Annotated in this window: 27 protein-coding genes; 9 read left to right on the top strand and 18 right to left on the bottom strand. The window is 71.3% G+C overall.

The window, feature by feature from the left end; genetic code table 11:
- From ACU436_RS39430 to ACU436_RS39375, 12 genes are all read right to left on the bottom strand, one after another.
- Window positions 1-330, bottom strand: a complete 330-nt coding sequence (locus tag ACU436_RS39430) for a hydrogenase maturation nickel metallochaperone HypA/HybF (protein ID WP_459032247.1) — start codon at window positions 328-330, stop codon at window positions 1-3.
- 15 nt (window positions 331-345) lie between these two features.
- The gene (gene hypE / locus ACU436_RS39425; protein WP_459032246.1) at window positions 346-1,506 is read right to left on the bottom strand and encodes a hydrogenase expression/formation protein HypE; all 1,161 of its coding nucleotides are present in this window, start codon (window positions 1,504-1,506) and stop codon (window positions 346-348) included.
- A complete protein-coding gene (hypD, locus tag ACU436_RS39420; protein ID WP_459032245.1) occupies window positions 1,503-2,630 on the bottom strand; it encodes a hydrogenase formation protein HypD in 1,128 nt (375 codons plus the stop codon). Before hypD ends, hypE begins: the two co-directional genes overlap by 4 nt.
- A complete protein-coding gene (locus tag ACU436_RS39415) occupies window positions 2,627-2,908 on the bottom strand; it encodes a HypC/HybG/HupF family hydrogenase formation chaperone (RefSeq protein ID WP_459032244.1) in 282 nt (93 codons plus the stop codon). The genes hypD and ACU436_RS39415 overlap by 4 nt, the downstream gene beginning before the upstream one ends.
- Before the next feature lie 128 nt (window positions 2,909-3,036).
- On the bottom strand, window positions 3,037-3,561 hold the full coding sequence (locus ACU436_RS39410) for a hydrogenase maturation protease (protein ID WP_459032243.1): 525 nt from the start codon (window positions 3,559-3,561) through the stop codon (window positions 3,037-3,039).
- A complete protein-coding gene (locus ACU436_RS39405; RefSeq protein WP_459032242.1) occupies window positions 3,558-4,907 on the bottom strand; it encodes a hypothetical protein in 1,350 nt (449 codons plus the stop codon). Before ACU436_RS39405 ends, ACU436_RS39410 begins: the two co-directional genes overlap by 4 nt.
- Window positions 4,904-5,554 carry a DUF6084 family protein gene (locus ACU436_RS39400; protein ID WP_459032241.1) on the bottom strand — a complete coding sequence of 217 codons (651 nt, stop codon included), beginning with the start codon at window positions 5,552-5,554 and terminating at the stop codon, window positions 4,904-4,906. The genes ACU436_RS39405 and ACU436_RS39400 overlap by 4 nt, the downstream gene beginning before the upstream one ends.
- Window positions 5,547-6,188 carry a DUF5947 family protein gene (locus ACU436_RS39395; RefSeq protein WP_459032240.1) on the bottom strand — a complete coding sequence of 214 codons (642 nt, stop codon included), beginning with the start codon at window positions 6,186-6,188 and terminating at the stop codon, window positions 5,547-5,549. The genes ACU436_RS39400 and ACU436_RS39395 overlap by 8 nt, the downstream gene beginning before the upstream one ends.
- A complete protein-coding gene (locus ACU436_RS39390) occupies window positions 6,185-6,718 on the bottom strand; it encodes a NifU family protein (RefSeq protein WP_459032239.1) in 534 nt (177 codons plus the stop codon). Before ACU436_RS39390 ends, ACU436_RS39395 begins: the two co-directional genes overlap by 4 nt.
- 12 nt (window positions 6,719-6,730) lie before the next feature.
- Window positions 6,731-8,539 (bottom strand): nickel-dependent hydrogenase large subunit, encoded by a 1,809-nt coding sequence (locus ACU436_RS39385; protein ID WP_459032238.1) that lies wholly within the window; start codon window positions 8,537-8,539, stop codon window positions 6,731-6,733.
- A gap of 10 nt (window positions 8,540-8,549) precedes the next feature.
- Window positions 8,550-9,596 (bottom strand): NADH-quinone oxidoreductase subunit B family protein, encoded by a 1,047-nt coding sequence (locus ACU436_RS39380; protein WP_459032237.1) that lies wholly within the window; start codon window positions 9,594-9,596, stop codon window positions 8,550-8,552.
- Between the two features lie 147 nt (window positions 9,597-9,743).
- A complete protein-coding gene (locus ACU436_RS39375; RefSeq protein ID WP_459032236.1) occupies window positions 9,744-10,874 on the bottom strand; it encodes a helix-turn-helix transcriptional regulator in 1,131 nt (376 codons plus the stop codon).
- 155 nt (window positions 10,875-11,029) lie between these two features.
- On the opposite strand from ACU436_RS39375, the gene ACU436_RS39370 reads away from it, so the two are divergent.
- Genes ACU436_RS39370 through ACU436_RS39360 form a run of 3 tightly spaced genes read left to right on the top strand, consistent with a single transcriptional unit; the run spans window position 11,030 to window position 13,248 of the window.
- Window positions 11,030-11,935 (top strand): LLM class flavin-dependent oxidoreductase, encoded by a 906-nt coding sequence (locus ACU436_RS39370; protein WP_459032235.1) that lies wholly within the window; start codon window positions 11,030-11,032, stop codon window positions 11,933-11,935.
- Between the two features lie 28 nt (window positions 11,936-11,963).
- Entirely contained in the window at window positions 11,964-12,188 is a 225-nt protein-coding gene (locus ACU436_RS39365) for a hypothetical protein (protein WP_459032234.1), read from the top strand.
- Window positions 12,181-13,248 (top strand): methyltransferase, encoded by a 1,068-nt coding sequence (locus ACU436_RS39360; protein WP_459032233.1) that lies wholly within the window; start codon window positions 12,181-12,183, stop codon window positions 13,246-13,248. Before ACU436_RS39365 ends, ACU436_RS39360 begins: the two co-directional genes overlap by 8 nt.
- 88 nt (window positions 13,249-13,336) lie before the next feature.
- On the opposite strand, the gene ACU436_RS39355 is transcribed toward ACU436_RS39360, so the two are convergent.
- Complete coding sequence (locus tag ACU436_RS39355; RefSeq protein ID WP_459032232.1) at window positions 13,337-14,230, bottom strand: LysR family transcriptional regulator; 894 nt, start codon at window positions 14,228-14,230, stop codon at window positions 13,337-13,339.
- A 92-nt stretch (window positions 14,231-14,322) separates the two neighbouring features.
- Here ACU436_RS39355 and ACU436_RS39350 point away from each other — a divergent pair, with 92 nt between their 5' ends.
- The 4 genes from ACU436_RS39350 to ACU436_RS39335 all read left to right on the top strand — a co-directional run bounded on the left by ACU436_RS39350 (window position 14,323) and on the right by ACU436_RS39335 (window position 16,905).
- Window positions 14,323-14,676 carry a DoxX family protein gene (locus tag ACU436_RS39350; RefSeq protein ID WP_459032231.1) on the top strand — a complete coding sequence of 118 codons (354 nt, stop codon included), beginning with the start codon at window positions 14,323-14,325 and terminating at the stop codon, window positions 14,674-14,676.
- 26 nt (window positions 14,677-14,702) lie between these two features.
- On the top strand, window positions 14,703-14,918 hold the full coding sequence (locus ACU436_RS39345; protein WP_459032230.1) for a hypothetical protein: 216 nt from the start codon (window positions 14,703-14,705) through the stop codon (window positions 14,916-14,918).
- A gap of 153 nt (window positions 14,919-15,071) precedes the next feature.
- Window positions 15,072-15,845, top strand: coding sequence for a hypothetical protein (locus ACU436_RS39340; RefSeq protein WP_459032229.1), 774 nt, complete (start codon window positions 15,072-15,074; stop codon window positions 15,843-15,845).
- A gap of 61 nt (window positions 15,846-15,906) precedes the next feature.
- Window positions 15,907-16,905 (top strand): iron-siderophore ABC transporter substrate-binding protein, encoded by a 999-nt coding sequence (locus tag ACU436_RS39335; protein ID WP_459032228.1) that lies wholly within the window; start codon window positions 15,907-15,909, stop codon window positions 16,903-16,905.
- Here ACU436_RS39335 and ACU436_RS39330 read toward each other — a convergent pair.
- Entirely contained in the window at window positions 16,821-17,192 is a 372-nt protein-coding gene (locus tag ACU436_RS39330; RefSeq protein WP_459032287.1) for an SIP domain-containing protein, read from the bottom strand. The two genes, ACU436_RS39335 and ACU436_RS39330, sit on opposite strands and share 85 nt — an antisense overlap.
- Before the next feature lie 51 nt (window positions 17,193-17,243).
- On the opposite strand from ACU436_RS39330, the gene add reads away from it, so the two are divergent.
- The gene (add, locus tag ACU436_RS39325) at window positions 17,244-18,257 is read left to right on the top strand and encodes an adenosine deaminase (protein WP_459032227.1); all 1,014 of its coding nucleotides are present in this window, start codon (window positions 17,244-17,246) and stop codon (window positions 18,255-18,257) included.
- Window positions 18,258-18,269: 12 nt separating this feature from the next.
- Here add and ACU436_RS39320 read toward each other — a convergent pair whose 3' ends face one another.
- A complete protein-coding gene (locus ACU436_RS39320; protein ID WP_459032226.1) occupies window positions 18,270-18,842 on the bottom strand; it encodes a histone-like nucleoid-structuring protein Lsr2 in 573 nt (190 codons plus the stop codon).
- A 264-nt stretch (window positions 18,843-19,106) separates the two neighbouring features.
- Window positions 19,107-20,375, bottom strand: a complete 1,269-nt coding sequence (locus ACU436_RS39315) for a lipid II:glycine glycyltransferase FemX (RefSeq protein ID WP_459032225.1) — start codon at window positions 20,373-20,375, stop codon at window positions 19,107-19,109.
- Here ACU436_RS39315 and ACU436_RS39310 point away from each other — a divergent pair.
- Window positions 20,305-21,762 (top strand): sensor histidine kinase, encoded by a 1,458-nt coding sequence (locus ACU436_RS39310; protein WP_459032224.1) that lies wholly within the window; start codon window positions 20,305-20,307, stop codon window positions 21,760-21,762. The two genes, ACU436_RS39315 and ACU436_RS39310, sit on opposite strands and share 71 nt — an antisense overlap.
- Before the next feature lie 30 nt (window positions 21,763-21,792).
- On the opposite strand, the gene ACU436_RS39305 is transcribed toward ACU436_RS39310, so the two are convergent.
- A complete protein-coding gene (locus ACU436_RS39305) occupies window positions 21,793-22,530 on the bottom strand; it encodes a response regulator transcription factor (RefSeq protein WP_459032223.1) in 738 nt (245 codons plus the stop codon).
- A 98-nt stretch (window positions 22,531-22,628) separates the two neighbouring features.
- Window positions 22,629-23,213, bottom strand: a complete 585-nt coding sequence (locus ACU436_RS39300) for a TetR/AcrR family transcriptional regulator (protein WP_459032221.1) — start codon at window positions 23,211-23,213, stop codon at window positions 22,629-22,631.
- Window positions 23,214-23,279 lie beyond the last annotated feature (66 nt).

The following is a 23,279-nucleotide window of genomic DNA, read 5'->3' as shown; positions in this document are numbered from 1 at the left end:
TCACACCACCTCCACGTCTCGAATGCGTAGCTCGCGTCCGCCCAGCACCTCGACGTCCGCGCTGCCGCAGTCGCACAGCGGCAGCACCTCCGCGGTCGTGAAGTCGACGCCGCAGCTGCGGCAGCGGGCGAGGCCGGGCGCCTCGTCGATCTCCAGGTCGGCGCCCTCGCACACGGTGCCCGCGGCGACCAGCTCGAAGCAGAACCGCATCGCGTCGGGTACCAGGCCGGACAGCTGCCCGACCTCGAGCCGGACCCGTCGGATCCGCGCGTCGGGCAGCCGCTCCGCCACGGCCGTGACGACGCTCTGCGTGATCGACAACTCGTGCACGTCGGTCGCGGTGTCTCAGCAGATCCGGGGCAGCGGGTCGCCGACCAGCAGGTCCACGATCCGCGTGCCGCCGAAGGCCGTGTGCAGCAGCACCAGGCCCGGCGGGTCGGCGGCCACCCGGCCGATCACGGCCGCCTCGGCGCCGAGCGGGTGGGCGCGCAGCGCGGCGAGCGCGGCCTCGGTCCGGTCCGGCGCGACCACGGCGACGAACCTGCCCTCGCACGCCACGTACAGCGGGTCGATGCCCAGCAGCTCGGCCGCACCGTTGACGACGGGGCGGACCGGCACCGATGCCTCGTCCAGCACCACGGCGACCTGCGAGGCGGCCGCCACCTCGTTGCAGATGGTGGCCACGCCGCCGCGGGTGGCGTCGCGCAGCATCCGCACCCCGTCCCCCGCGGCGTCCAGCACGGCGGCGGCGATCTCGTGCAGCGGTGCGGTGTCGGACTCGATGTCGGCCTCGATGTCCAGCTCGCCGCGCGCCAGCATCACGGTGACCCCGTGGTCGCCGATCGGGCCGGACACCAGCACCGCGTCCCCGGGCTGCGCGGCGGCCGCCGACAGGGTCACCGGCCGCTCCAGCACGCCCACGCCGGCGGTGTTGACGTAGCAGCCGTCGGCCTTGCCGCGCTCGACCACCTTGGTGTCGCCGGTGACGATCTGCACACCGGCCCGCTGGGCGGCTGCCGCCATCGACGCCACGATCCGCTGCAGGTCCGCGACCGGGAAGCCCTCCTCGAGGATGAACCCGCAGGACAGGTAGAGCGGCCGCGCCCCGCACATCGCGAGGTCGTTGACGGTGCCGTTCACGGCGAGGTCGCCGATGTCGCCGCCGGGGAAGAAGATCGGCGACACCACGTAGGAGTCGGTGGTGAACGCCAGCCGCCCGGCGGCGGTGGCGAGCTGCGCCCCGTCCTCCAGCCGTTCCAGCACGGGGTTGCGGAACGCGTCGAGGAACACCGCCTCGACCAGCGTCTGGGTGGCCTTGCCGCCGGCGCCGTGGGCGAGCGTGATCCGCTCCTCCTTGATCCGCGCTCTGCGGGTTCGGGCCTTGGCGATGCGGGCCAGCACCTGCTCCTCGCGGGTGAGGTGCTCGGCACCGGCGTGCGCCGCGACCGCCTCCTCCGCCCAGCTCGCTCGGGTCGGGATGCTCGGGCCCAGGTCGTGCGTGGTCATGCCCGGCTCGCCTCCTGCAGCCGGGTTCGGCTGAAGCGGCCGAAGTTGTAGTACGCGGCGCAGGCCCCCTCCGACGAGACCATGCAGGTCCCGATCGGCGTCTCCGGGGTACACGCCGTGCCGAAGACCTTGCACTCCCACGGCTTGAGCACGCCCTTGAGCACCTCGCCGCACTGGCAGGCCTTCGGGTCGGCCACCCGCACGCCCGGAACCTGGAAGATCCGCTCGGCGTCGAACGCCGCGTACGCCTGCTTCACCTGCAGCGCGGAGTGCGAGATGAACCCGAGCCCCCGCCACTCGAAGTACGGCCGCAGCTCCATGACCTCACCGATCACCTGCAGCGCCCTGGTGTTCCCCTCCCACGGCACCACCCGCGCGTACTGGTTCTCCACCTCGCAGCGGCCCTCGTGCAGCTGCAGGAGCAGCTGGTAGACCGACTGCAGGATGTCCAGCGGTTCGAACCCCGCGCAGACCAGGGGTTTCCCGGCGTCGCGGGCGATCCACTCGTACGGCCGGCAGCCGATCACGGTCGAGACGTGGCCGGGGCCGATGAACCCGTCCAGCCGCAGGTCGGGGGAGTCGAGGATGGCCTTGATCGCCGGGAGGATCGTGACGTGGTTGCAGAAGACCGAGAAGTTGTCCAGCTCGTCGGCGGCGGCCCGCAGCACGGTCATCGCGGTGGACGGTGCCGTGGTCTCGAAGCCGATGGCCATGAAGACCACCCGCTTGTCGGGGTTCTTCCGGGCGATCTTCAGCGCGTCCAGGGGCGAGTAGACCATCCTGATGTCGGCACCCGCGGCCTTGGAGTCGAAGAACGAGCCCCGGCCGCCGGGCACCCTCATCATGTCGCCGAACGAGGTGAGGATGACCTCGTCCTGCTCGGCGATCGCGATGGCGTCGTCCACGCGGCCCATCGGGATGACGCACACCGGGCAGCCGGGGCCGTGCACCAGCGCGACGGTGTCGGGCAGGTAGTCCTCCAACCCGTGCTTGTAGATCGTGTGCGTGTGCCCGCCGCACACCTCCATGAACTTGTAGCGGCGGCCGGGCTCGCACAGCGCGGCGATCTTCCCGGCCAGGACGCGGGCCAGCTCGGCGTCGCGGAACTCGTCGACGAACCTCATGTGACATCACTCGCCGCGAGCGCCTCCAGCTCGTCGGTGTAGGCGTCCCCGAGGCCGGTCAGGAAGTCCAGCGACGCCTTCGCCTCCTGCTCGTCGATCTTGGAGAGGGCGAACCCGACGTGGATGAGGATCCAGTCACCGGGCTGCAGGTCCAGCTCGCCGTCCTCGCGCAGCAGGCCGATGTTCACCGCGCGCTTGACGCCCTCCACGCTCACCATCGCGAGGTCCTCGTGATCGGGCATCAGCTCGATCACCTCCCCGGGGATGCCCAAGCACATGACGCTCTCCTCCCCGCCGGACTACATCCGGCGCATGTCGCGGTAGCGGGCGATCTCACCGCGGGACTGCACGGCGAGCACGACGGCAGCAGCGAGCGCGAGCAGCGCGGCGAACAGGAACAGTCGTCTCATCGGGTGGCTCCTTCGGTCCGTGCGAGGTGCGCGACGAGGCCGAGGACGGCGTCGACGGCCGGCCCGACCGCGGCCGCGACCGGTGGGCTGAGCCCGATGCCGTCGGTGAGCCGTGCGGGCTCGCACCCGATCACCAGCACCCGGGTCACCGGTCGTACGGCACCGGTCGCGGCCGCGAGCCCGTCCAGCTGAGCCAGCACCGACGCCGGGTCCATCCCGTGCGCGTCCCAGGCCGCGGCCGGCCGGTGGTCGTCCCCGTTGCCGAGGTCGTGTTCGAGGGTGTGGACCGTCCCGGGCGGGCTGTCCCGCTGCACGGTGTCCACCAGGACGAGCGCGGCGTAGCCGTCGAGGAGCTGGTAGGCCAGGTGCATCCCGCGGATCCCGGCGTCCACCAGCTCGACAGCCGGCGGCAGGTCCCGCCCGCGCAGCGCGCGCACGACCTCGACGCCGAACCCGTCGTCGGACAGCAGCACGTTGCCGACGCCGGCCACCAGCACCCGCCCGGTGCCCGGGCCGGTCACGTCGCCACCTCCAGCTCGTCGGGGCGGAAGTACCGGAACCGCCCGTGCGCGAGCTGCATCGCGTGCGCGTCGCTGTCGCCGTCCAGCGAGACGGCGACGTGCACGCCGCCGTCGACGTCGTGGACGACCGCGTGGACGGTGGCGGGCAGCCCGGCGAGGAACAGGTCGTGTGCGTCCCCGCCGGGGCCCGGCCGGAGCACGACACGGCTGCCCTTCGCCACCGCGACACCGCCGACCGACACGGAGTCGGTCTCCGGGTCCACCGCGGTGTCGGCGGCGGGGTCCCACCAGGGCAGCCGGTCGGGGGGCTGCTCCACGGGGCTGTCGGCGCCGGCGGGGCGCATCGACCGGATCGCGCCGTGCAGCCGGTCGATGATCTCCGGCGGCATCCGGTCGACCGCCTCGATGATCGCGGCGGCACGCGGGTCGGTGGCCCGCGCCTCGGCCTTCTCCTCATCGGTGAGCACGAGCGTTCGCAGGGTGAGGATCTCGTCGTTCTCCAGCCCGTCGAATAGGTTCAGGGTGCTCTCCGGGGCGAGCTGCGGGTGGTCGGCCAGGATGATCGGCGAGGACAGCAGCAGGTCAGCGCGGTCCGGCGGCCCGGCGAGCACCGGCCAGGTGTGCTCGTTGACGCACTCCGCGGCGAACGGCGCGGCCCACTGCGGCGGGTCGGTGAGCGACAGGAACCTGCCCGGTCGGGCCGCGACCAGCGTGTGCGCGGCGATCAGCGAGGATCGCAGCACCTGCTCGCGCGGCGCGCCGGCACCGCAGTCGCCCTCGTTGACGACGTCCAGCCGCACCCGCAGCAGCGGGCTCGGCCCCGGCACCTCCAGCGCCGTGACGACGATCCGCCCGACAACGGGCCAGCTCTCGCGCACGAGCGTGCCGACCACGGCCCCGGCGGCGTCGTGCAGCTGCTCGACGCAGCGGTCCCCGGTCAGCCGCACCGGCACCGGGCACGGGCCGGCGATCAGGTCGGCGACGGCCAGCTCGGCGTCGAGCTCGCGGGGTACCCCCTCCTCGAACCGCAGGTGGCGCCGATCGTCGACGGCCAGCTCGTCCACCGCCCGGCCCGCCGCGTCGTGCGGGGTGCGGGCCTGCAGCTGCAGGCAGCGCAGCCGGACGTGCAGGACGCCCGGACCGCGGCCCGGCTCCAGGAGGCACTCGGTGCGGCTGGCGGTGGGCTCGCCCGGGTCGGCCGGGGGGGTCAGGACGCCGAACTGCCAGCGCAGCCGGTTCTTCTGGGCCGATGCCCGGTACGGGTAGAGCAGGTAGCCCTCGAACAGCACCGCGTCGGCAACGGCGGCCACCTCGTCCAGGGCGGCGGTGAGTGCGGGCCCGCTCACGAGCCGGCATCCTTCAGCAGCCGCAGGATCGTGTCGTCCCAGTCCCGCAGCACGTGCTCGGAGCGATAGCCGGCCAGCGCGTCGACGGTGTCCCGGCGTACCCGCACCCACGCCGAGCCGGGGAAGTGCTCGTCCACGGCGGCCCGCCAGACCGACGCCGGGAGCAGGTGGGTCGCCTCCTCGTGCCAGGCGACCGGCCCGACCTGCACCCCGTCCGGACCGGCGTAGAAGACGCTGCCCGAGAACAGCAGCAGGAGCGGGACGCCGCGCTCCTCGTCCGGTGCGTCGGACAGACCGTGGAAGTACTTCGTCGCCGCGATGTCCAGGTCGTAGGTGAGCGGCACGGGAATGGCCACGGTGGTCGAGCCGGAGAAGCCCGGGACGGTGCTCGCGATCGTCGCGAGCTGCAGCGGGTTGAGGGTCTCGCCCCAGCGGGACGGCTCGCCGAACAGGTCGGTGAGCTTCGCGGCCTCGTCCGGCGTGTACGTGCGCCCGCGCGGTTCGATGCGGATCTGGGTGCGCAGCGCGACCGCGTGCACCCGCTGGCCGGCGGCCTCGTCGATCCGCAGGTCGAGCAGTATCGACGGGCCTGCCGCGTAGGCCTCCGGTCGCGACCCGGTGCAGGTGAACCGCAACACCTCAGGCACCTCCCGACGGCAGCTCGGTCACCGGTCGGGCGGCGTCGCGCAGATCCTCGAAGAAGGCGTCGATCTCCTGCCACGCCTCGGTGCCGCCGTCGAAGCCCTTCCAGTGCCGGCGCACCAGCCCGACCAGCCGGTAGCAGGTGTCGACCGGGACGAGCAGGCACTCGTCGTGATCCCGCCCGTGCCGGACGAGCAGCGCCTCGACGTCCGGGGTCAGCGCGGCGGCCAGCCGGCTCGTGCCGACGCCGGACTCCCACGCGTCGAGGCCGAGCTCGCTCTCGGTGGCCCCGGCCGGCCCCGGGTAGCAGGCGACGATCGCGTCGCGCGCCGAGTTCCGCAGGAAGAACGCGATGCTCACCGGGATCTGCAGCGCGTCCCACCGGGCGTCGCCGAGCCGGAACCCGGGGTCGGACAGGTAGCGGTCCGGCACCCGCCGGTACTCGCCGGCGCCGGCGCCCGGGTTGTCGAACAGGAACGCGCACGGCCCGCAGGCGCACAACAGCCGCCGCTGCTCCACCTGCACCAGGTGCGGGTGCTCGGCCGGTACCGGGGTGGCGCACAGCTCGCACACCTCCGGCACCGGGACCGTGGTGTCGGGCTCGGCGAGCAGCCGGCGCAGGGACCCGAGCGCCGTCACGTCCGCGCACCCTCCGGCGGCCGCATCCCGATCTGCAGCAGCGCCGGCCCGGCCGGGACGGTGTCGAACACCACGCCGGCGACCTCCGGGGCGAGCTCCTCGATCGCCGTCGTGACGACGTCCTTCACGGTGTCGGCACCGCAGCCGCCGCCGGAGATCTCGACGTGCACGCGCCCGGCGGCGTCCAGGTCGGCCAGCTGGAGGCCGGAGCCGTGCGACCCGAGCCGGCGCCGCGCGGTCACGAGCGCGTGCTCCAACCGTTGCCGCACCGGCACCGGATGCAGGTCGTGCAGCGCGAGCAGGGCCGCGACCAGCGGGTCGGCCGCCAGCCGGTGCACGATCGTGTCGCCGGCCCCGGCCCGGACGACCGACACCACCTGCTCGAGCCCGCTGCCGTAGAACCGCATGAGGACGCGGACCAGCTCCTCGGCGGCGTGCCCGACGGCCGGGCCGCCCTCCGTGGTGATCCCCTCCAGCAGCTCCTCGACGCGTGCGGCGAGCCCCTGCGGATCGAGGTCGGTGGACGCCATCGTCGCCCGGCCTCAGACGTCGTTGAGCATCGACGGCGAGGTCATGCGGAACAGCGGCTTGCCCGAGCCGGTGTACATGTGCACCCCGCACGGCAGGCACGGGTCGAAGCTGCGGACGGCGCGCATGATGTCGATGCCCTTGAAGTCGTCGCCGCGGCTCTCCTCGAAGATCGGGGTGTTCTGCACGGCGTCCTCGTAGGGCCCCGGGGTGCCGAAGCTGTCGCGGACGCTGCCGTTCCACGGCGTCGGCGGGTACGGGTGGTAGTTCGCGATCTTGCCCCCGCGGATCACCATGTGGTGGGACAGCACCCCGCGGACGGCCTCGGTGAAGCCGACCGACAGGGCCTCGTCCGGGACGGTGAACTTCTCCCACGTCTTGGTGTGGCCCGCGCGGACCTCGGCGAGCGCCTTCTCGACGAAGTGCAGGGCGCACGCGGCGGCGTAGGCCTGGAAGTAGGTGCGGGCCCGGTTGCGCTCGATGGCGTTGGACAGCGGCTGACCCTGACGGTCGCGCGGGATCCGCCACTCGAAGCTCACCTCGGGCTTGAGCACCGTGCGCGGCAGGTTGATCTGCACGCTCTGCCCGGTGGCCTTCACGAACCCGATGTCCACGAGCCCGGCCAGCGCGGTGGCCCACAGCCGGGCCAGCGGGCCGCCGCCGGTGTCCAGGGCGAGGTGGTCGGTGCCGTCGAACCAGCGTGGCGACATCGTCCAGCTGTACTTGTCGTCGAAGTCGCGCTTCTGCGGCGCGGGGATCGTGTGCTGGTTCCAGGGGTGGCGGCGGTCGACCGGGTTGCCCAGCGGGTCGTGCGTCGCGAAGATCTCCTGGTCCTCCCAGTCCCGGTAGAACGAGCTGCCGAGCAGGATCCGGATGCCCAGCCCGATCTCGACCAGGTCGGTGGTCACGAGCTCGCCGTCGACGACGACGCCAGGGGTGACGAACATCCGCCGGCCCCAGTTGGTCATGGTGCGGTACTGGAAGTCGCAGTGCTCCGGGTCGTTGAACGCGCCCCAGCACCCCAGCAGCACCCGGCGTCGCCCGACGTCCTCGTAACCGGGCAGCGCCTCGTACATGAAGTCGAACAGGTCGTCGTGCATCGGCACGACCCGCTTCATGAACTCCACGTAGCGCATGAGCCGCGTGTAGTAGTCGGTGAACAGCTGGACGGTGGCGACGGTGCCGACACCACCCGGGTAGAGCGTGGAGGGGTGCACGTGGCGCCCCTCCATCAGGCAGAACATCTCGCGGGTGTAGCGGCTGACCTGCAATGCCTCGCGGTAGAAATCCCCGGTGAACGGGTTGAGGGCCCGCATGATGTCACCGATCGTGCGGTAGCCGTGCTCCGCGCCGTGCGGGGCCTCGGTCCGGTTGGCCTGCTCGAGGACTCCGGGGTTGGTCTCCCCGACCATCCGCTCGCAGTAGTCCACCCCGACCAGGTTCTCCTGGAAGATGTTGTGGTCGAACATGTACTCGGCGGCCTCGCCGAGGTTGACGATCCACTCGCCCAGATGCGGTGGACGCACGCCGTAGGCCATGTTCTGGTTGTAGACCGAGCAGGTCGCGTGGTTGTCGCCGCAGATCCCGCAGATGCGGCTGGTGATGAAGTGCGCGTCCCGCGGGTCCTTGCCCTTCATGAAGATCGAGTAACCGCGGAAGATCGAGGACGTCGAGTGGCACTCGACGACGCGCTGCTGCGGAAAGTCGATCTTGGTGTAGATGCCGAGGCTCCCGACGATCCTGGTGATCGGATCCCACGACATCTCCGTGAGGCCCTGCTTGTCGACGCCGGTGCCGCCCGGTTTCGGCGCTGTCGTTGTCATGATCGTCCCCTCACCAGGACTTCCGGAATCCCGTGGTCAGCTCGCGGCCGCCGTGCCGCCAGTTCGGTTCCTTGTCGAGCTTGCGTTCGGTGATTCCACGCAACCGGCGGATGATGCCGCCGTAGAGACCGCTGGCCGCGCCGGAGACGCGGCTCCCGGGCGGCGCGTCCATGAACGGCATGAACTTGTCCGGGAAGCCCGGCATCGTGCACCCGATGCAGATCCCTCCGACGTTCGGGCACCCGCCGACGCCGTTGATCCAGCCGCGCTTCGGCACGTTGCACTTCACGACCGGACCCCAGCAGCCCAGCTTCACCAGGCACTGCGGCGAGCCGTACTCGCCGGCGAACTGGCCCTGCTCGTAGTAGCCGCCGCGGTCGCACCCTTCGTGCACGGTCTGGCCGAACAGCCACGTCGGGCGCAGGGCCTCGTCCAGCGGGATCATCGGAGCCGAACCTGCGGCCTGGTAGAGCAGGTAGAGGATCGTCTCCGAGAGGTTGTCCGGGTGCACCGGGCAGCCGGGCACGTTGACGATCGGCAGCCCGGCCGGGGTCTTGAAGTTCCAGCCGAGGTAGTCGGCCACCCCCATCGCGCCGGTCGGGTTGCCGGCCATCGCGTGGATGCCGCCGTAGGTGGCGCACGTGCCCACCGCCAGCACGGCGAGCGCCTTGGGAGCGAGCCGATCCAGCCACTCGCTCGTGGTCATGGGCTGGCCCGTCTCCGGGTCGTTGCCGAACCCGCACCAGTAGCCCTCGGGCTTGATCTTCTCGTTGGGGATCGAGCCCTCGACGACCAGTACGAACGGTTCCAGCTCACCGCGCTCGGCTTTGAAGAACCACTCGATGAAGTCGTTGTTCCCGCCGACCGGTCCGTTGTCGAAGTCGATCAGAGGCCAGTGCACCGCGACCTTCGGCAGTCCCGGAAGGGCCCCGAGCGCGATCTCCTCGATGCTCGGCTGGGTCGCCGCCGTGAGGGCGACCGAGTCACCGTCGCAGCTGAGGCCGGCGTTGATCCAGAGGATGTGGATGGTGGGTGTGTCGGCCTCGGTGGTGGACATCGGTGCCCCCTCGGAGGGCGCCGGGCCGTGCTCGGGCGCCCATCGGGTGTGATGGTGCCCCCGTTCTAACGGCGCACCGCTGCCCGGGGTAAGTGAGCGTGCGCTCTAGGTGCGCCTGACACTCACCCGAACACACGGTGGCGCGGATCAGTACTGCACGTGCGTGACCGGCGCCCCGGGCGCGTGCAAGGACGGCCGGTAGTGCTCGGCGAACAGCTTGGCCACCAGCTCGCCGCGGCTGCCGACACCGACCTTGCCGAAGACCGCCTTGAGGTGATCGCGCACGGTGTGCGTGGACAGGTGCAGATCCGCGGCGATCTCCGGGTTCGACATCCCGCGGGCCACCGCCTGGGTGATCTGCTGCTCGCGGGGCGTCAGGCGGTACGCCTCGACGATGATCGGTGCGATCTGCGCCGACTTCGCCGGTTCGACGACCACCGCCACGGGACCGGGCTCGTCGCCGGGGGTCCGCAGGCACGACGCGTGCACGGCGAGCCAGCGTCCGGACGCCGAGCGCAGTCGGGCCGACGTGGGCCCGCGGTCGCGTCCTGCGGCCACTGCGTGGGCCCGGGCGAGGACGGCGGTGACGATGGCGAGCTGCGTGGGCAGCTCGTCGCCGTACCAGCCGGGGCCGGCCAGCTCGGTGAACCAGTGGTCCGCCTGCTCGTCGAACGAGCACAGGGTCCCGGCGGCGTCGAACAGCGCGGTGCCGGGCCCGTCGACGTCGTGCGCCGCACCCGGAGTCGGCTCCGTCAGCGCCCGGGCCCGCAGCGCGGCCGCCAACGCCGGGCCCATGCCCGCGATGAGGTCGACCTCGCGTTCGGAGAAGGGCTCACGGCCGCTCTCGCGGAACACGTCGAGCACGCCCCAGATGCTGTTACCGAGCCGGAACACCGCGCGTAGCTCGTCTCCGTAGCCCTGCGGGGCGAGGAACTCCCGGTAGCGGGCGCTGCGGGCGGGATGGCCGTCCGTGGCCGCGAACAGGGTGCCCGCACCCCGGGCACCGCGGGCCAGGTCGCGGAACAGCAGCGAGTCCTCGACCAGGAACTCGCGGTCCCAGTAGGACTCGCAGTGCCCGGCCTCGACGTTCTCGATGCGCACGGGGCAGGTCGCCAACGCCGTCACCGGGTCGGTGGCGAACCAGGCCGCCCCGTCGAAGGGCACCATCCGGCGCAGCCGGCGGGATACGGACTCGAACAGCTCGGTGCTGTCGCCCGGCGCGGCGCAGCTCGCGACGAGCGCCTCCACCTGGCGTTCGGTACTCGCGGTTACCGCCATCGAGCCGTCCTCGTCCGGGTCGCGGGCCGCACCGGCCGGTGTGCCCGTGTCGATGGTCGGGCCAGGTCACCGCGCGGACAACCCCCCCGGCTGTAGGGGGTCACCGCCGGGAGGACCGGCGTCTCGCGGGATGGGAACGGCGCCGGGGTGCCGCCATGGTCGTCACCGCAACCACCCGACGACGGCTGGAGCACGTCATGAAGATCGGCATCGGCCTGCCCAACGTCATCCCCGGCACCGAGGGCCACCGGCTGGTCGGCTGGGCGCAACGCGCCGAGGAGCTCGGTTTCGACTCCCTCGGGGTGATCGACCGCGTGGTCTACGACAGCTACGAGCCGCTGCTGGCCCTCGCGATGGCCGCCGCGGTCACCGAGCGCATCGAGCTGGTGACCAACGTGGTGATCGCCCCGCTGCGCAACACCGGGATGCTGGCCAAGCAGGCCGCGAGCCTGGACCGGGCCAGCGGCGGGCGGCTGACCCTCGGCCTCGCCCTGGGCGGCCGTGACGACGACTTCGTCGCCTGCGGGCTGCCGACCCGCGGGCGGGGCCGGATGCTCGACGCCCAGCTCGGCGAGCTGCGCCGGATCTGGCGGGGCACCGACATCGGCCCGGCACCCGCCCGTCCCGGCGGGCCCCGGGTGTTGGTGGGCGGCGCCGCCCGGCACGCCGGCCCGCGCACCGCCCGGCACGGCGACGGCTGGACGATGATGGTCGGCACCCCGGCCGACTTCGCCGCCGGCGTCGAGGTCGTGCGCGGCTGCTGGACCGCGGCCGGCCGCGCCGGCGCTCCCGCGACCATGGCCGTCTTCTACGCCGCGCTCGGCGACGACGCGCCGCAGGTGGTCGAGCAGGCCGTCGGCGGCTACTACGACTGGCTCGGCCGCGACATCGCCCGCTACATCGTCGGAACCGCGGCCACCTCCGAGGCCCAGGTGCACGAGCGGCTGGCGGGCTTCGCGGCCGCCGGCGCCGACGAGGTCATGGTCCTGCCCTGCGCCGCGGACCCCGCACAGCTCGAGCACCTCGCCGCGGTGGCCCTGCGCCGCGCCGCCCTCGTCTGACACCCCCACCATCCGGAAGGACACCGACATGAGCACCTCCACCGTTCTCCCCGCCGCGCCGTGGCCCGTCCCGCGCGTTGCCTGCGACCACCGCACGCCATGGGGTCGGCGGCTGCGGTCCACGCACCAGACGTCTGCGGGCACGGTGGCCTATGCCCGCTGCGCCTGCGGGACGTGGCTGGTGTCGCTGGACGGGCAGCCGCTGGCCACCGCCGCCGCGGTCGTTCGGCAGCAGGGAGGAACGAATGACTGAGGCTGCCGCCAGGACGGTGACCGAGGAGCACGGGCCGGTCGACGTCCCCGACCCGTCACTGATCATGCAGGTCGGGATGGGGTTCTGGCCGTCCAAGACGCTGCTGACCGCGGTCGAGCTCGGCCTGTTCACCGCACTGGGCACCGGTGCCGGCACTGCCGACGAACTGGCCGACGCGCTGGACCTGCGTTCCCGGGCCGTGGCCGACTTCCTCGACGGCCTCGTCGCGCTGCGCCTGCTCGAGCGGGACGGCTCGGGAGCGGCTGCGTCGTACCGGAACACCGCCGAGACCGCAGCGTTCCTCGACGCAAAGAGCCCGCGGTACATCGGCGGATTCCTGGAGATGAGCAACGCCCGGCTGTACGGCTTCTGGGGGGACCTGACCGAGGCGCTGCGGACCGGCCGCCCGCAGAACGAGATCAAACACACCGGGCGGCCGGTGTTCGACGAGCTCTACGCCGACCCCGCCCGCCTCGAACAGTTCATGAACGCCATGTCCGGCATCTCGGCCGGCAACTTCCACGCGCTGGCCGAGAAGCTCGACCTGTCCCGCTACCAGACCGTCTGCGACGTCGGCGGCGCCACCGGGCAGCTCTCGATCATCCTGGCGCAGCACCATCCGCACCTGCGCTGCACCAGCTTCGACCTACCGGCGGTGGAGCCCATCGCTCGCCGGTCCATCGGGGCCGCCGGCGTCGCGGACCGGGTGACCGCCGCGTCCGGCGACTTCCTTGTCGACCCGCTGCCCGAGGCGGACGTCATCGTGATGGGCATGATCCTGCACGACTGGAACCTCGATCGGAAGCTGCACCTCATCCGCGCGGCGTACCGGGCTCTGCCGCCGGGCGGCGCGCTGGTCGCCGTCGAGAACATCATCGACGACGACCGCCGCGAGAACGTCTTCGGACTGATGATGTCGCTGAACATGCTCATCGAGTTCGGCGACGCCTTCGACTTCACCGGCGCCGACTATCGCGGGTGGTGCGAGCAGGTCGGCTTCCGCTCGGTGGAGGTCGTTCCCCTGGCAGGGCCCGCATCGGCAGCGATCGCCTACAAATAGGCGGCCAGGCACTCCACCGCCACCCCCGGTCGAGAATCACCACCCGGTGGTCGGACCAGGTCGGGACGACCTCCTCATCAGAGGTCCGTCACGACTGCTTGAAGCGCAGGCAGCTCAGGACGAAGTCCTGGACGGTCGGCTTGTCGTCGTCGGCGGGGTTCCAGACGATCCCCACCCGGCTGGGGCTGACGTCGATCACCGGCACGAAGACCACACCGGGACGGTGGTAGAAGCGGGCGCTGGATTCAGGGGCCAGGGCGACGCCGTATCCGTTGGCGATCGCGTTGAGCCAGTCGTCGGGATGCTCGGTGACGGCACCGATCCGGGGCGGGTCGCCCTGCCGCTCCTCGACGGCCAGCCAGTAGTCGCGCCACGGGCCGGTTGCGTCCGGGGCGGCGACGAACGGTTCGTCCCGCAACTCGTGGAAAGCGATCTCGATCCGATCGGCGAGGCGGTGTGTGCTGGGCAGGACGACGCAGCGGGGCTCGGTCAGCAGCACCTCCACCCGCCAGGAGTCCTGACCCGGGAACGGCAACCGCAACAGGGCGACGTCCACGCTGCCCGTGGACAGGCCTGCCGTGGGATCCGACCAGGAACTCTGCCGCATATCGACTCGCCAGCCGGGCCGGCGCTCGCCGAACCCCGCGATGATCTTCTGGGTCTCCTCGTTGGCGGCGCTGGCGAGGAACCCGACGCGCAGCACACGGGTCTCCCGGGCCGCCGCGGCCTTCGTCTCGGCGACCGCGCGCTGCCAATCGGCAAGCAGTGAAGGCACCGAACGGGCGAGGGTGCGCCCGGCTTCGGTCAGGGACATCCCCGCGTGTGAACGAGTGAACAGGCGGACACCGAGCAGCGTCTCGAGCCGCCTGACCTGCTTGGTGAGGGCCGGCTGCGAGACGTACAACCGTTCTGCCGCCAGGGTCAGATTCCCCTCCTCGGCGACGGCCGCGAAGTAGCGCAGCAGCCGGGTGTCGACATCCATTCCATCAGGTTATGGACGCAGGTATTGGACCGGCAACGCCGGGAGATCCAACACTGGATGAGCACGGCCTGCCCCAGGAAGGAGTCACCCCTGTGTTCGTCGTCTACGCCATCCTGACCTCGGTCACCGCGCTCGCCGCCGCAGCCGGAACATGGATGAACTACACGCATCACCCGATCCCGGTCGCCGCGGCAAGGCAGGTTCAGGTGCCGGAGTCCTGGATGGTCCCGCTGGGCACCCTTCAGGGTGCCGGCGCACTGGGGCTGATCGCAGGTTTCGCCTTCCCCCCGATCGGTTTGGCGGCGGCCAGCGGACTGGTGCTGTTCTTCATCGGGGCTGTCGTCGCGCATCTGCGTGTGGGTGATCGCCAATTCAGCGCTGTCCTGCCTGCTCTCGCGCTGGTCACGGCAACGCTGGCCGTCACGGTGGCGTACCAACTCGGTTGAGCGCGATCCAACGAAGATCGGAAAAGATGATCGAGGTGACGCAGTCCGGGCACCCCGTCCACGAAGACCGCCCGGCCGAGGTCAACTCGGCATTGGTGGAGTTCCTGCACCAGGAAGGTGGAGTCTCCGTCGGCCGCGACGAGTGCGATCGCGATGGCGATCAGGACGAGTACGCACTCGCCGAGGAAGGCGGTGGTGAAGGAGATGCCGCCGGCGAGTCCGAGGCCGAGGCCGATCAGTAGGAACGCGCCGAGCGGCGTGGCGGAGAACCCGTCGGTGGTCGGGTCCAGCAGGAGCCACCCGAGGCCGGCGAGCAATACGGTGAACGCCGTTGATGTGGAGGCGCAGCAGGACGTCGGTACCGGCTTGGCCGGTGGCAGCGGATGATCTCGCCGATGGAGACTGGTCGAGTGGCTTCCGGGAGCGAGACGTCAGTGCTGCGGCTGCCGAGCGCCGGTCCTGACCCGATGCCGTTCGACACCGCCGTTGCCGCGCTGCTCGGGTACTCGCGCGGCATGCGTCCGTTGTACTTCCGCTCGCTAGGCGCATCGCGCGGCAGGTGGGTGATGCTGCCGGCCTTCGGTTGGAGTCGGTTCGACGCGCGGCCGCCCAGCGCCTCCCGATGCGACACGATCATCGGTGAGGCGCTCCATGGCCGGCTCGATCGCGAGGCCTGGCACGACGTGCGCGAGGCGCTGGGTCGGGTCCGGCCGCTCGCGGACACAGCGGCCGACCGTGCCGCTTCTCGGGCGCTGTGGGAGCTGCCCGACGTCGAGCTGTCGGTGCTGGGCGAGCCGGGCACCGTGGGTGCGGCGCTGCGTGAGATCGGGCTCGGGAGCGGGGGGCACCCCGCGTACGTCAGCGCGATCCTGCACCACGAACGTCCCCACCTAGTGCCGCACCTGACACGGACCACCCGCCGCGCGCTGATGCCGCACCTCGAGGAGGGTGACAGCGGGGTGGAAGCGGTGGTGCGGCGGGAGTTGCGCGCGAACGCCGAGGTGTTCGCCGAGCTCGAACGGGTGCTCAGGGTCCTCACCGGAGACGCCGAGCCGACGCGGCTTCGGCTGCACGACATCCTGCTGTGGCTGGCCACCACGCTGCGCCTCGCCCACGCCGTCGCGCTGGGCCGCGACACGGACGAGTACCGACGACGCCGAGGCGTGTGAGGACCGGATCGCGCAACAGCCGGTGGCCGTCTTGGCTCCGCGGTATGGTTAGCCTTTCCTCATGAAATCGAGGTGGCTCTGTCTCGTCGGATGCCTGGCTGCGCTTGTCCTGCTCGCCGCCTGTGGTGGCGGGAGCGCGACTGCGAGGGGTGAGCCGAGCCAGCAGCGTCCGGACTCGGATGCCGCCTTCCCGGTCACTGTCGCCACCAAGTTCGGCGATGTCACCGTCGACGCGTCGCCGACGCGGGTCGTCGCCATGGGGTGGGGTGACGCGGAGACCGCTCTCGCGCTCGGCGTGCAACCCATCGGTGCGGCCGACTGGCTCGACTTCGGCGGCGAGGGTGTCGGTCCGTGGGCAGCCGGGCGCTACCCGGCACCGCCGGCGATCATCGGCACCCTCGAACCCTCGTACGAGCAGGTGGCCGCCTTGCGGCCGGATCTCATCCTGGACACGAAGAGCTCCGGTGACGAGCAGCGATATGACCTGCTGTCCCGGATCGCTCCGACGATCGCGCTTCCGCCGGGCGCCGACAACTACAAGACCACCCTCGCCGACCAGGTCACGATGGTCGCCGCGGCGCTCGGCGTCCCGGAGCGGGGCTCGGAGCTGATCGCCGATGTCGAAAGGCGGTTCGCGGCCGCCGCCGCGGCGCATCCGGAGTTCGCCGGCAGAACGGTCACCGTCGCGGCGCGATCCGGAACCGGCTGGGGCGTGTACGCGTCCAGCACCGAACGGGTGGAGTTCATGACGCGGCTCGGCTTCGTCCCGAATCCGCGGATCGAGTCACTGCCCGAAGTGCGGTTCTCGCACCCGGTATCCGAGGAGCGGCTCTCCGTGCTCGATGCTGACCTGCTGGTCGTCTTCCCGATCCAACGGACGGCGGCCGAGGTAAACGCCACGCCGCTGTTCGCCGAGATCCCGGCCGTTCAGGCCGGTCGGGCCATCGTGTTCGAGAACCCGGACGTGCAGAAGGCCTATTCCACGAACTCGGTGCTGTCGATCCACTTCGCGCTCGACGCCGTCGTGCCGCTGATCGCCGAGCGGCTGTCGAGCGAGTAGGTCCCGCCACCGGACCACCTCGACGTGGGCGCCTGCCAGTACGCGACGGCGGTGCACGCGTGCCGCGGGAGGTTTCGCTCCTGCCGGAGATGGGAGCGGATGGACCGGGTTACCGCGCCCTCGCCTGCGACGTCGACGCATCCGGGGCCGTCCGGGGGGCGCAGGTCGCGCACGGCGTCACGCCGCGACACCGCGCCGAAGCGTCCCCGCGGAGTGCCTCCCCGTACTGATCCGGCCGCGGCCGTGCCCGCCGCCGGCGTCTCCCGCTCCCGGAAGGTTTCGCGCATCATCGACACAGGCGTGCTCGACGCCGTCTTCCAGGGAAGGTCGACCATCTGATGCCCCGCGATCTCCGTCAGCTCCCGAAGGCCCACCTCCACCTGCACCTGGAGGGCGCGATGCGCCCGGCGACGCTCGCCGAGCTGGCGGCCGAAGCAGGAGTTCCCACGCCCCCGGTCCGGGGTTATACGTCGTTCCGTGAGTTCGGGCTGCGGTACCGGGCGGCCTCGGCGCTCATCGAGACGGAGGACCACCTGCGGCGCGTGGTCCGGGAGGTGGTCGACGACGCCGCGGACGACGGCGTGGTCTGGGTGGAGCCGCATTTCTACCCGTCGCGCTACGCCGGGCAGCTCGGCCCGGTCGACGAGGTGCTGGAGATCGTCATCGACGAGGGGCGGCGGGCGGCCGCCGCCCGCGGCATCGGGTGCGGCTGGATCGTCTCGGCGCTCCGCGACTTCGACCCGGGCCAGGCTGTCGAGCTGGCGACCCTGGCCGCCAAGTACGCCGGGGCGGGGGTCGTGGCGTTCGGGCTCGCCGCCGACGAGGCGCTCTTCCCGCCGGAGCCGTTCGCCGAGGCGTTCGGCATCGCCCGCACCGCCGGGCTGATCTCCGCGCCGCACGCGGGTGAGCTGGTCGGGCCCGCGAGCGTCTACGGCGCGCTGAACGCTCTGGGCGCGCAGCGGATCTGCCACGGAGTGCGGGCGGTGGAGGACCCGGCGCTGGTGGAGCGGCTCGCCGCCGACGAGGTGGTGCTCGACGTCTGCCCCACGTCCAACGTGATGCTCGCCGTGGTGCCCTCGATCGAGGAGCACCCGCTCGTCGCGCTGCTCGACGCCGGGGTGCGCTGCTCGCTGGCCGCCGACGACCCCCTCCTGTTCGGCCCGGGCCTGCTCGCCGAGTACGAGCTGGTGCGCGACACCCTCGGCCTGCCCGACGAGCGGTTGGCCCAGCTGGCGCGGTCGAGCCTGGTGGGCTCGGGCGCCCCGCCCGAGCTGATGTCCGACGCGGTGGACCAGGTGGAGGAGTGGCTCACATCCGCCCCTGATCCGACGAACGGCGCGTTCGTCGGTTGACGACGGACGAGGTCAGGAGGTGACCCCTTCGGGGTTGAACGGGTCGGTGACCTTCTTGGTCGGCCGTCGCTTCTTCGGCGCCGTTGCCTTTGAGGTCGGGGGCTTCGCTGCCGTCGGTGCGGGTGTCGCGGATGCCTTCTTGGCGGCCGGCTTCTTCGCGGTCGCGTCCTTCGGACGAGGATCCGGAGCCGAAGCCGGTTCGTTGGTGGCCCGCTGAGCGTCGCGGTTGTTGTATGCGTCGAGGACGGAGTTCGGGATGCGACCCCGAGTGGACACGTCGAGCCCGGATTCACTTGCCCATGCGCGGATCGCGGCGGTCCGGGCACGGTCCGTGGCGGTGTCGGCCTTCCCCCCGTTCGTGGTGCCGTTCGCGGTGGTTCCCGGTGCGGCGGCACGTCGGACCCGGCGGCCGCCGATTCGGCGGGCCGAGGCCGCGTAGGGGGCAAAGGTGTCACGCAGCTTGGCCGCGTTGGCCTCGGAGAGGTCGATCTCATAGGTGCGTCCGTCGAGCCCGAAGGTGACGGTGTCGGATGCTTGTGATCCGTTGAGGTCGTCCACCAGCATCACGTTGACCTTCTGCGCCACCGATACTCTCCAGTCCTCAACATTCTTGGGCGATTGGGTTCGCAGCGAAGCTTGCCTGATCGAGTGAGCGATATCTCAAGGGATCGGTGCAGCTGGACGCGGCGACTGGCAACGTTACCACCGGGCGAATCCAGGCGCGTGGCTGACGGATCTGATCTCGGCGCTGACCATTTGGCCGTCGGCTCGATCCCGTGGTGAATCACTTCGAGCCCGAACGCGATCTTGGACTGGTTGTCGGCGCGGCGGCCGTCATAAGAACGGCGGTCAGCCGGCCACTCCGCCGGTGCGCAGGAGACTCTGGGCACGCCGGATGGTCTGCCGGCCCAGTTTGGACCGGCGGGTGAGGTCGTAGCCGACCCGAGCGGCCGTCGAGCTGAACAGCTCGACCGCGGGCGGGTACCGGAAGGGCTGGCCGCCGAAGGACGCCTTGAAGTAGTCGCGGCCGTTCAGGCGGGAGGCCAGGTCGGACCGTCCCGCTCGAACGGCGTCGACGGCCGGCGGCGAGATCCCGCCGAAGTCGAACGTGTTGTATCCGTTCGCTCTGGCCCCGAGGATCGTCTCCCACTGCAGCAATGCGGGGGCGCCGGTCCCAGCGGCGGCGCGGCGCATCCCGGTCAACCGCAGTTTGGCGACACCGCCGCAGGTGGTGATCACCTGCGTCGCCACGGGGACACCGTCGCGCTCTGCGAGGAAGATCTTGATGTGGTTGGCGGGGTTGAGCTCCTGATACAGGGCGTGCAGGTAGGCGAGCGACTGCGGCGTGAAGTGGTGGTGTGCAGCGGTCTCGGCCAGCAGTTCGGCGACAGCGGGCAGGTCCTGCTCGGCAGCCATCCGCACTCGGACCCCACCCGCTGATGCGCGCCTGATACCGCCGCGGGTGCCGCTGCTCAGGCTCGCCCGGAGCAGGTCGGGCGGCGCTGAGAGGTCGAGCTCGAGCGACGCGGTCGGAGCTATCCCCGCGGTGGACGGGCGGAAGCCGAGTTCGAGGAGCCGACGGCTGGCCGTGTCGGCGCCGCGGGGCGGTTGCACGAACAGCGATCGGAGCTGCTGACGGGCCATGTCCGTCAAGGCGCTGCACAGCGCCGCCTCGGTTGCGGCGCGGCTGCTGTGGACGAAGGTCACCGGGCCGTAGGGCACGTATCCGATCCCACCGAGCCCGGGCAGCCGGCGCTGCAGGACCACAGCGCCACCGACCATCCGGCCGGCGCTGTGGGCGAGGACGAAGATCGGTGTGAAGCCGGCGTGCCGTCGCACGCCCGCCCAGGCCGAAGTCTGCGCCACGTCGGTCCCGACAGTCGTTGCCACCAGCCGGTCCCACTCTCGCAGAGCGGATGCGTCCGGCTGGGAGGAGACCGAGACGACAACCTCGTCGCCGAGCAGCGGCTCGCGTGCACCGGGCTCGGCGTCGCCCGTCCTGTGGTGCATCACAACGACGGCGGACCGTCGGCTCGTCGATTGCAGCATGGCTGCAGCGTATGAAGGCGCTGGTAGTCGGGCTGCAAGCCGCAGGTTAGCGGAAGGCAAATCATCCACCAGGCGATGGGAAGCGGTGACATCGCGGGATGCGGCGAGGATCCTGATCGCTGTTCAGCATGGTTGTCGCGTGCGGCAACAGAATGGAGATGGGCTCGTGCGGACCCGGATCATCGGCCTGGCGGTCTGGGCCGCTGTGCTGGCGACCGCCTTGTTCGGCATCCCCTTGGCGGTCGGCGTCCTGCAGTACGCGCTGGCGCAGGAGCGCAGCGGGCTCGAGCGCACCGCCAACGAGGTGGCGATCGGGGTGGCGGCTGATGTGGCCCCCGGCGAGCAGTTGGAAGGGCTTCCCGATACCGATACCGGGTCGGCCCAGGTGGCCGTGTACGACGAGCACGGTGAGCGAATCGGTGGCACCGGTCCCGGCCTCGGCGACCCTGAGGTCGCCGAGGCCCTCGACGGCGACGTCGCCTCGGCCGGCCGCGACGGCAAACTGATCGTGGCGGTGCCGGTGACGCGCGACGGTGACTTCATCGGCGTGGCCCGGGCCGAGGTGCCGCGCAGCAAGGTCCTGGCGCAGGTCGCGGAGGTCTGGGCCGGCATGGTCGGTCTTGCGGGCATCGCGGTCGGTGCGGTGTGGTTGATCGCGCGGCGTCAGGCCGGTCGGCTGGCCCGTCCGCTCGAGCAGCTCGCGGTCACGGCGCATCAGCTCGGGCACGGCGACTTCAGCGTCCGGGCCCGCGCCAACGACATCCCGGAGATCGACGCGGTCGGCGCTGCGCTCAACAACACCGCTCTTCGGCTCGACGACATGCTCGCTCGGGAACGTGCGTTCTCCGCCGACGCGTCACACCAGCTGCGCACACCTCTGGCCGGCATGCGACTCCGGCTCGAAGCGGCACTCGAACGACCCGACCAGGACCCACGAACGGCCATCACGGCGAGTCTCACCGACGCCGACCGCCTGGAACAGACGATCGATGAGCTGCTGAGCCTGGCCCGCGGCTCTTCGACCAACCATGGGCGAGCGGTGGACCTGGCCGAGATCCTGGGCGCGATCGAGCGGGACTGGAGCCCCCGCCTGGAGACGCAGGGCCGCAGCATTCAGCTGACCTTCGACCCCCGGGCCCCACAACCTCGGGCGTCCGCTGCGGCGGTCCGCCAAGTGCTCACGGTGCTCATCGACAACGCCGCCGACCACGGCGCCGGCACCATCTCGGTCGGCGTCCGGGAGGCGCCCGACGCGGTGGCGGTCGACGTCGGCGACGAAGGCGCCGGCGTGAGCGAACCCGAGCCCGAACTGTTCGCGCGCCGTTCCGCCACGGCGAACGGGCACGGCATCGGCCTCGCCCTTGCCCGTCGACTGGCCGAGGCCGAGGGCGGGCGCCTGCAGCTCACCAAGCCGGCGCCACCGATCTTCACCCTGCTGCTGCCGCCGGCGTCGTGAGATCGATCTTCAGCACCGTGGGACGAAGAGCTACCTGGAGGGGCGGGAACCGGGCTCGGGGGTCTGGAGTTCCAGCCGGTACCCGTAGCCACGCAGCGTGACGATCCGGGGGGCACCTGCCCCTGCCGACCCCGGGACCTCCGCGATCTTCCGACGTAATGCCGCCACGTGAACGTCAAGGGTCTTGGTGGAGCCGAACCAGTGCTCGTCCCATACTTCGGCCATCAGCGTCTCTCGACTCACCGCGGCCCTCGGCTCGGCCGCCAGCCGGGACAACAGGTCGAACTCCTTCGCCCGCAGCCGCAGCTCATGACCGGCGACCGTGACCCGTCGCCCGGTCGGGTCGACTACGAGGTCGCCCAGGGTCCGCATCGGACTGTCGGCCGGTATGGCCGCGCTGCGCCGCAGATGGGCTCGGATCCGTGCGTGCAGCTCGTTCAGCCGAACCGGTTTCGTGAGGTAGTCGTCGGCCCCCGCCTCGAGGCCGACGACCACGTCCATCTCCGTGGTGCGGGCCGTGAGCATGACGAGGACGGTGTCGGGCTGCGCGATCCGCAGTCGCCGGCACACCTCCACGCCGTCGAGATCCGGCAGGCCGAGATCGAGCAGGACGAGGTCGAACTCGGTCTCGGCCGCCCGGGCCAGCCCGTGGTGTCCCGCCCGCTCCCACTGCACCTCGTGGCCGTGTGTCCGGAGGCTCGAAGTCAGGACCTCACCGATCGTCGGGTCGTCCTCGATCAGCAGGATCCGGCCGGCCGTGGTCAGCACCGCCTCAGCATGGCACTACCTGACAGGCCCGCTGGTTGGGCCTGCTGCAGGTAATACCTCGGTAGCAGACGGTGTCGAAGCCGGGTCTCCATGATGGCTCAGGCCGCGATCAGGCCCGCCAATGCGGCGTCGACGACGGCCTGGAGCGCCTTGCGGCCCGGGTGGGTCTTGGTCATCACATTCATGCCCTGCACGACGGCCACCAGAAGATCGGCCGCTTCCGGTCCGGCGCCCGGGCGCAGCTCCCCCTCCGCGCGTGCCCGCACGAGCGCGCCGGCGAAGCTGGTCCGAAGCTTGGCCAGATGCTGCTGGAACATTCCGGCCAGCTCCGGGTCCCGCTCGGCCAGCTCGATCAGCGAGTTGGTGATGAGACAACCCCAGCGGCGTCGCCCGCCGACCATGGCGTCGACCAGGTGGTCGAAGTAGCTGCGTATGCCTTGCATGCCGCTGGGCGCGTCGTTGATCCGCTCGACGGCTTCGGCGGACACGGTCTCCGCGTAGGAGCGCAAGGCCGCCACGAAGAGGTCCCGCTTGCTGCCGAACGCGGCGTAGACACTGCCCGGCTGAACCTCCATGGCCTGACACAGGACCTGAACCGACGTCGCCTCGAAGCCCCTTCGCCAGAACGTCTCCAGCGCCACGCCGAGCGCCACATCGGTGTCGAAGGTACGCGTCCGCCCCATCGGATGATTGTAGGACGGCTGATCAAGAATCTCGACGTCGCATGCGGCCCGTGGTAGAACGCACGG

Source organism: Pseudonocardia wallangbongensis (genome assembly GCF_054486945.1).
The sequence above is the reverse complement of the archived record's forward strand: the minus strand, read 5'-3'. Positions and strand labels throughout refer to the sequence as shown.

Bases quoted from the DNA above. Each gene is read 5' to 3' on its own strand.
- ACU436_RS39390 (WP_459032239.1), bottom strand. From the start codon at position 6,718: ATGGCGTCCACCGACCTCGATCCGCAGGGGCTCGCCGCACGCGTCGAG.
- ACU436_RS39300 (WP_459032221.1), bottom strand. From the start codon at position 23,213: ATGGGGCGGACGCGTACCTTCGACACCGATGTGGCGCTCGGCGTGGCG.
- ACU436_RS39360 (WP_459032233.1), top strand. From the start codon at position 12,181: ATGACTGAGGCTGCCGCCAGGACGGTGACCGAGGAGCACGGGCCGGTC.
- ACU436_RS39380 (WP_459032237.1), bottom strand. From the start codon at position 9,596: ATGTCCACCACCGAGGCCGACACACCCACCATCCACATCCTCTGGATC.
- ACU436_RS39415 (WP_459032244.1), bottom strand. From the start codon at position 2,908: ATGTGCTTGGGCATCCCCGGGGAGGTGATCGAGCTGATGCCCGATCAC.
- ACU436_RS39370 (WP_459032235.1), top strand. From the start codon at position 11,030: ATGGTCGTCACCGCAACCACCCGACGACGGCTGGAGCACGTCATGAAG.
- ACU436_RS39310 (WP_459032224.1), top strand. From the start codon at position 20,305: ATGGCTGCAGCGTATGAAGGCGCTGGTAGTCGGGCTGCAAGCCGCAGG.
- ACU436_RS39340 (WP_459032229.1), top strand. From the start codon at position 15,072: ATGGAGACTGGTCGAGTGGCTTCCGGGAGCGAGACGTCAGTGCTGCGG.
- hypE (WP_459032246.1), bottom strand. From the start codon at position 1,506: ATGACCACGCACGACCTGGGCCCGAGCATCCCGACCCGAGCGAGCTGG.
- ACU436_RS39345 (WP_459032230.1), top strand. From the start codon at position 14,703: ATGATCGAGGTGACGCAGTCCGGGCACCCCGTCCACGAAGACCGCCCG.
- ACU436_RS39330 (WP_459032287.1), bottom strand. From the start codon at position 17,192: ATGCGCGAAACCTTCCGGGAGCGGGAGACGCCGGCGGCGGGCACGGCC.
- ACU436_RS39355 (WP_459032232.1), bottom strand. From the start codon at position 14,230: ATGGATGTCGACACCCGGCTGCTGCGCTACTTCGCGGCCGTCGCCGAG.
- ACU436_RS39385 (WP_459032238.1), bottom strand. From the start codon at position 8,539: ATGACAACGACAGCGCCGAAACCGGGCGGCACCGGCGTCGACAAGCAG.
- ACU436_RS39335 (WP_459032228.1), top strand. From the start codon at position 15,907: ATGAAATCGAGGTGGCTCTGTCTCGTCGGATGCCTGGCTGCGCTTGTC.
- add (WP_459032227.1), top strand. From the start codon at position 17,244: ATGCCCCGCGATCTCCGTCAGCTCCCGAAGGCCCACCTCCACCTGCAC.
- ACU436_RS39375 (WP_459032236.1), bottom strand. From the start codon at position 10,874: ATGGCGGTAACCGCGAGTACCGAACGCCAGGTGGAGGCGCTCGTCGCG.
- ACU436_RS39365 (WP_459032234.1), top strand. From the start codon at position 11,964: ATGAGCACCTCCACCGTTCTCCCCGCCGCGCCGTGGCCCGTCCCGCGC.
- hypD (WP_459032245.1), bottom strand. From the start codon at position 2,630: ATGAGGTTCGTCGACGAGTTCCGCGACGCCGAGCTGGCCCGCGTCCTG.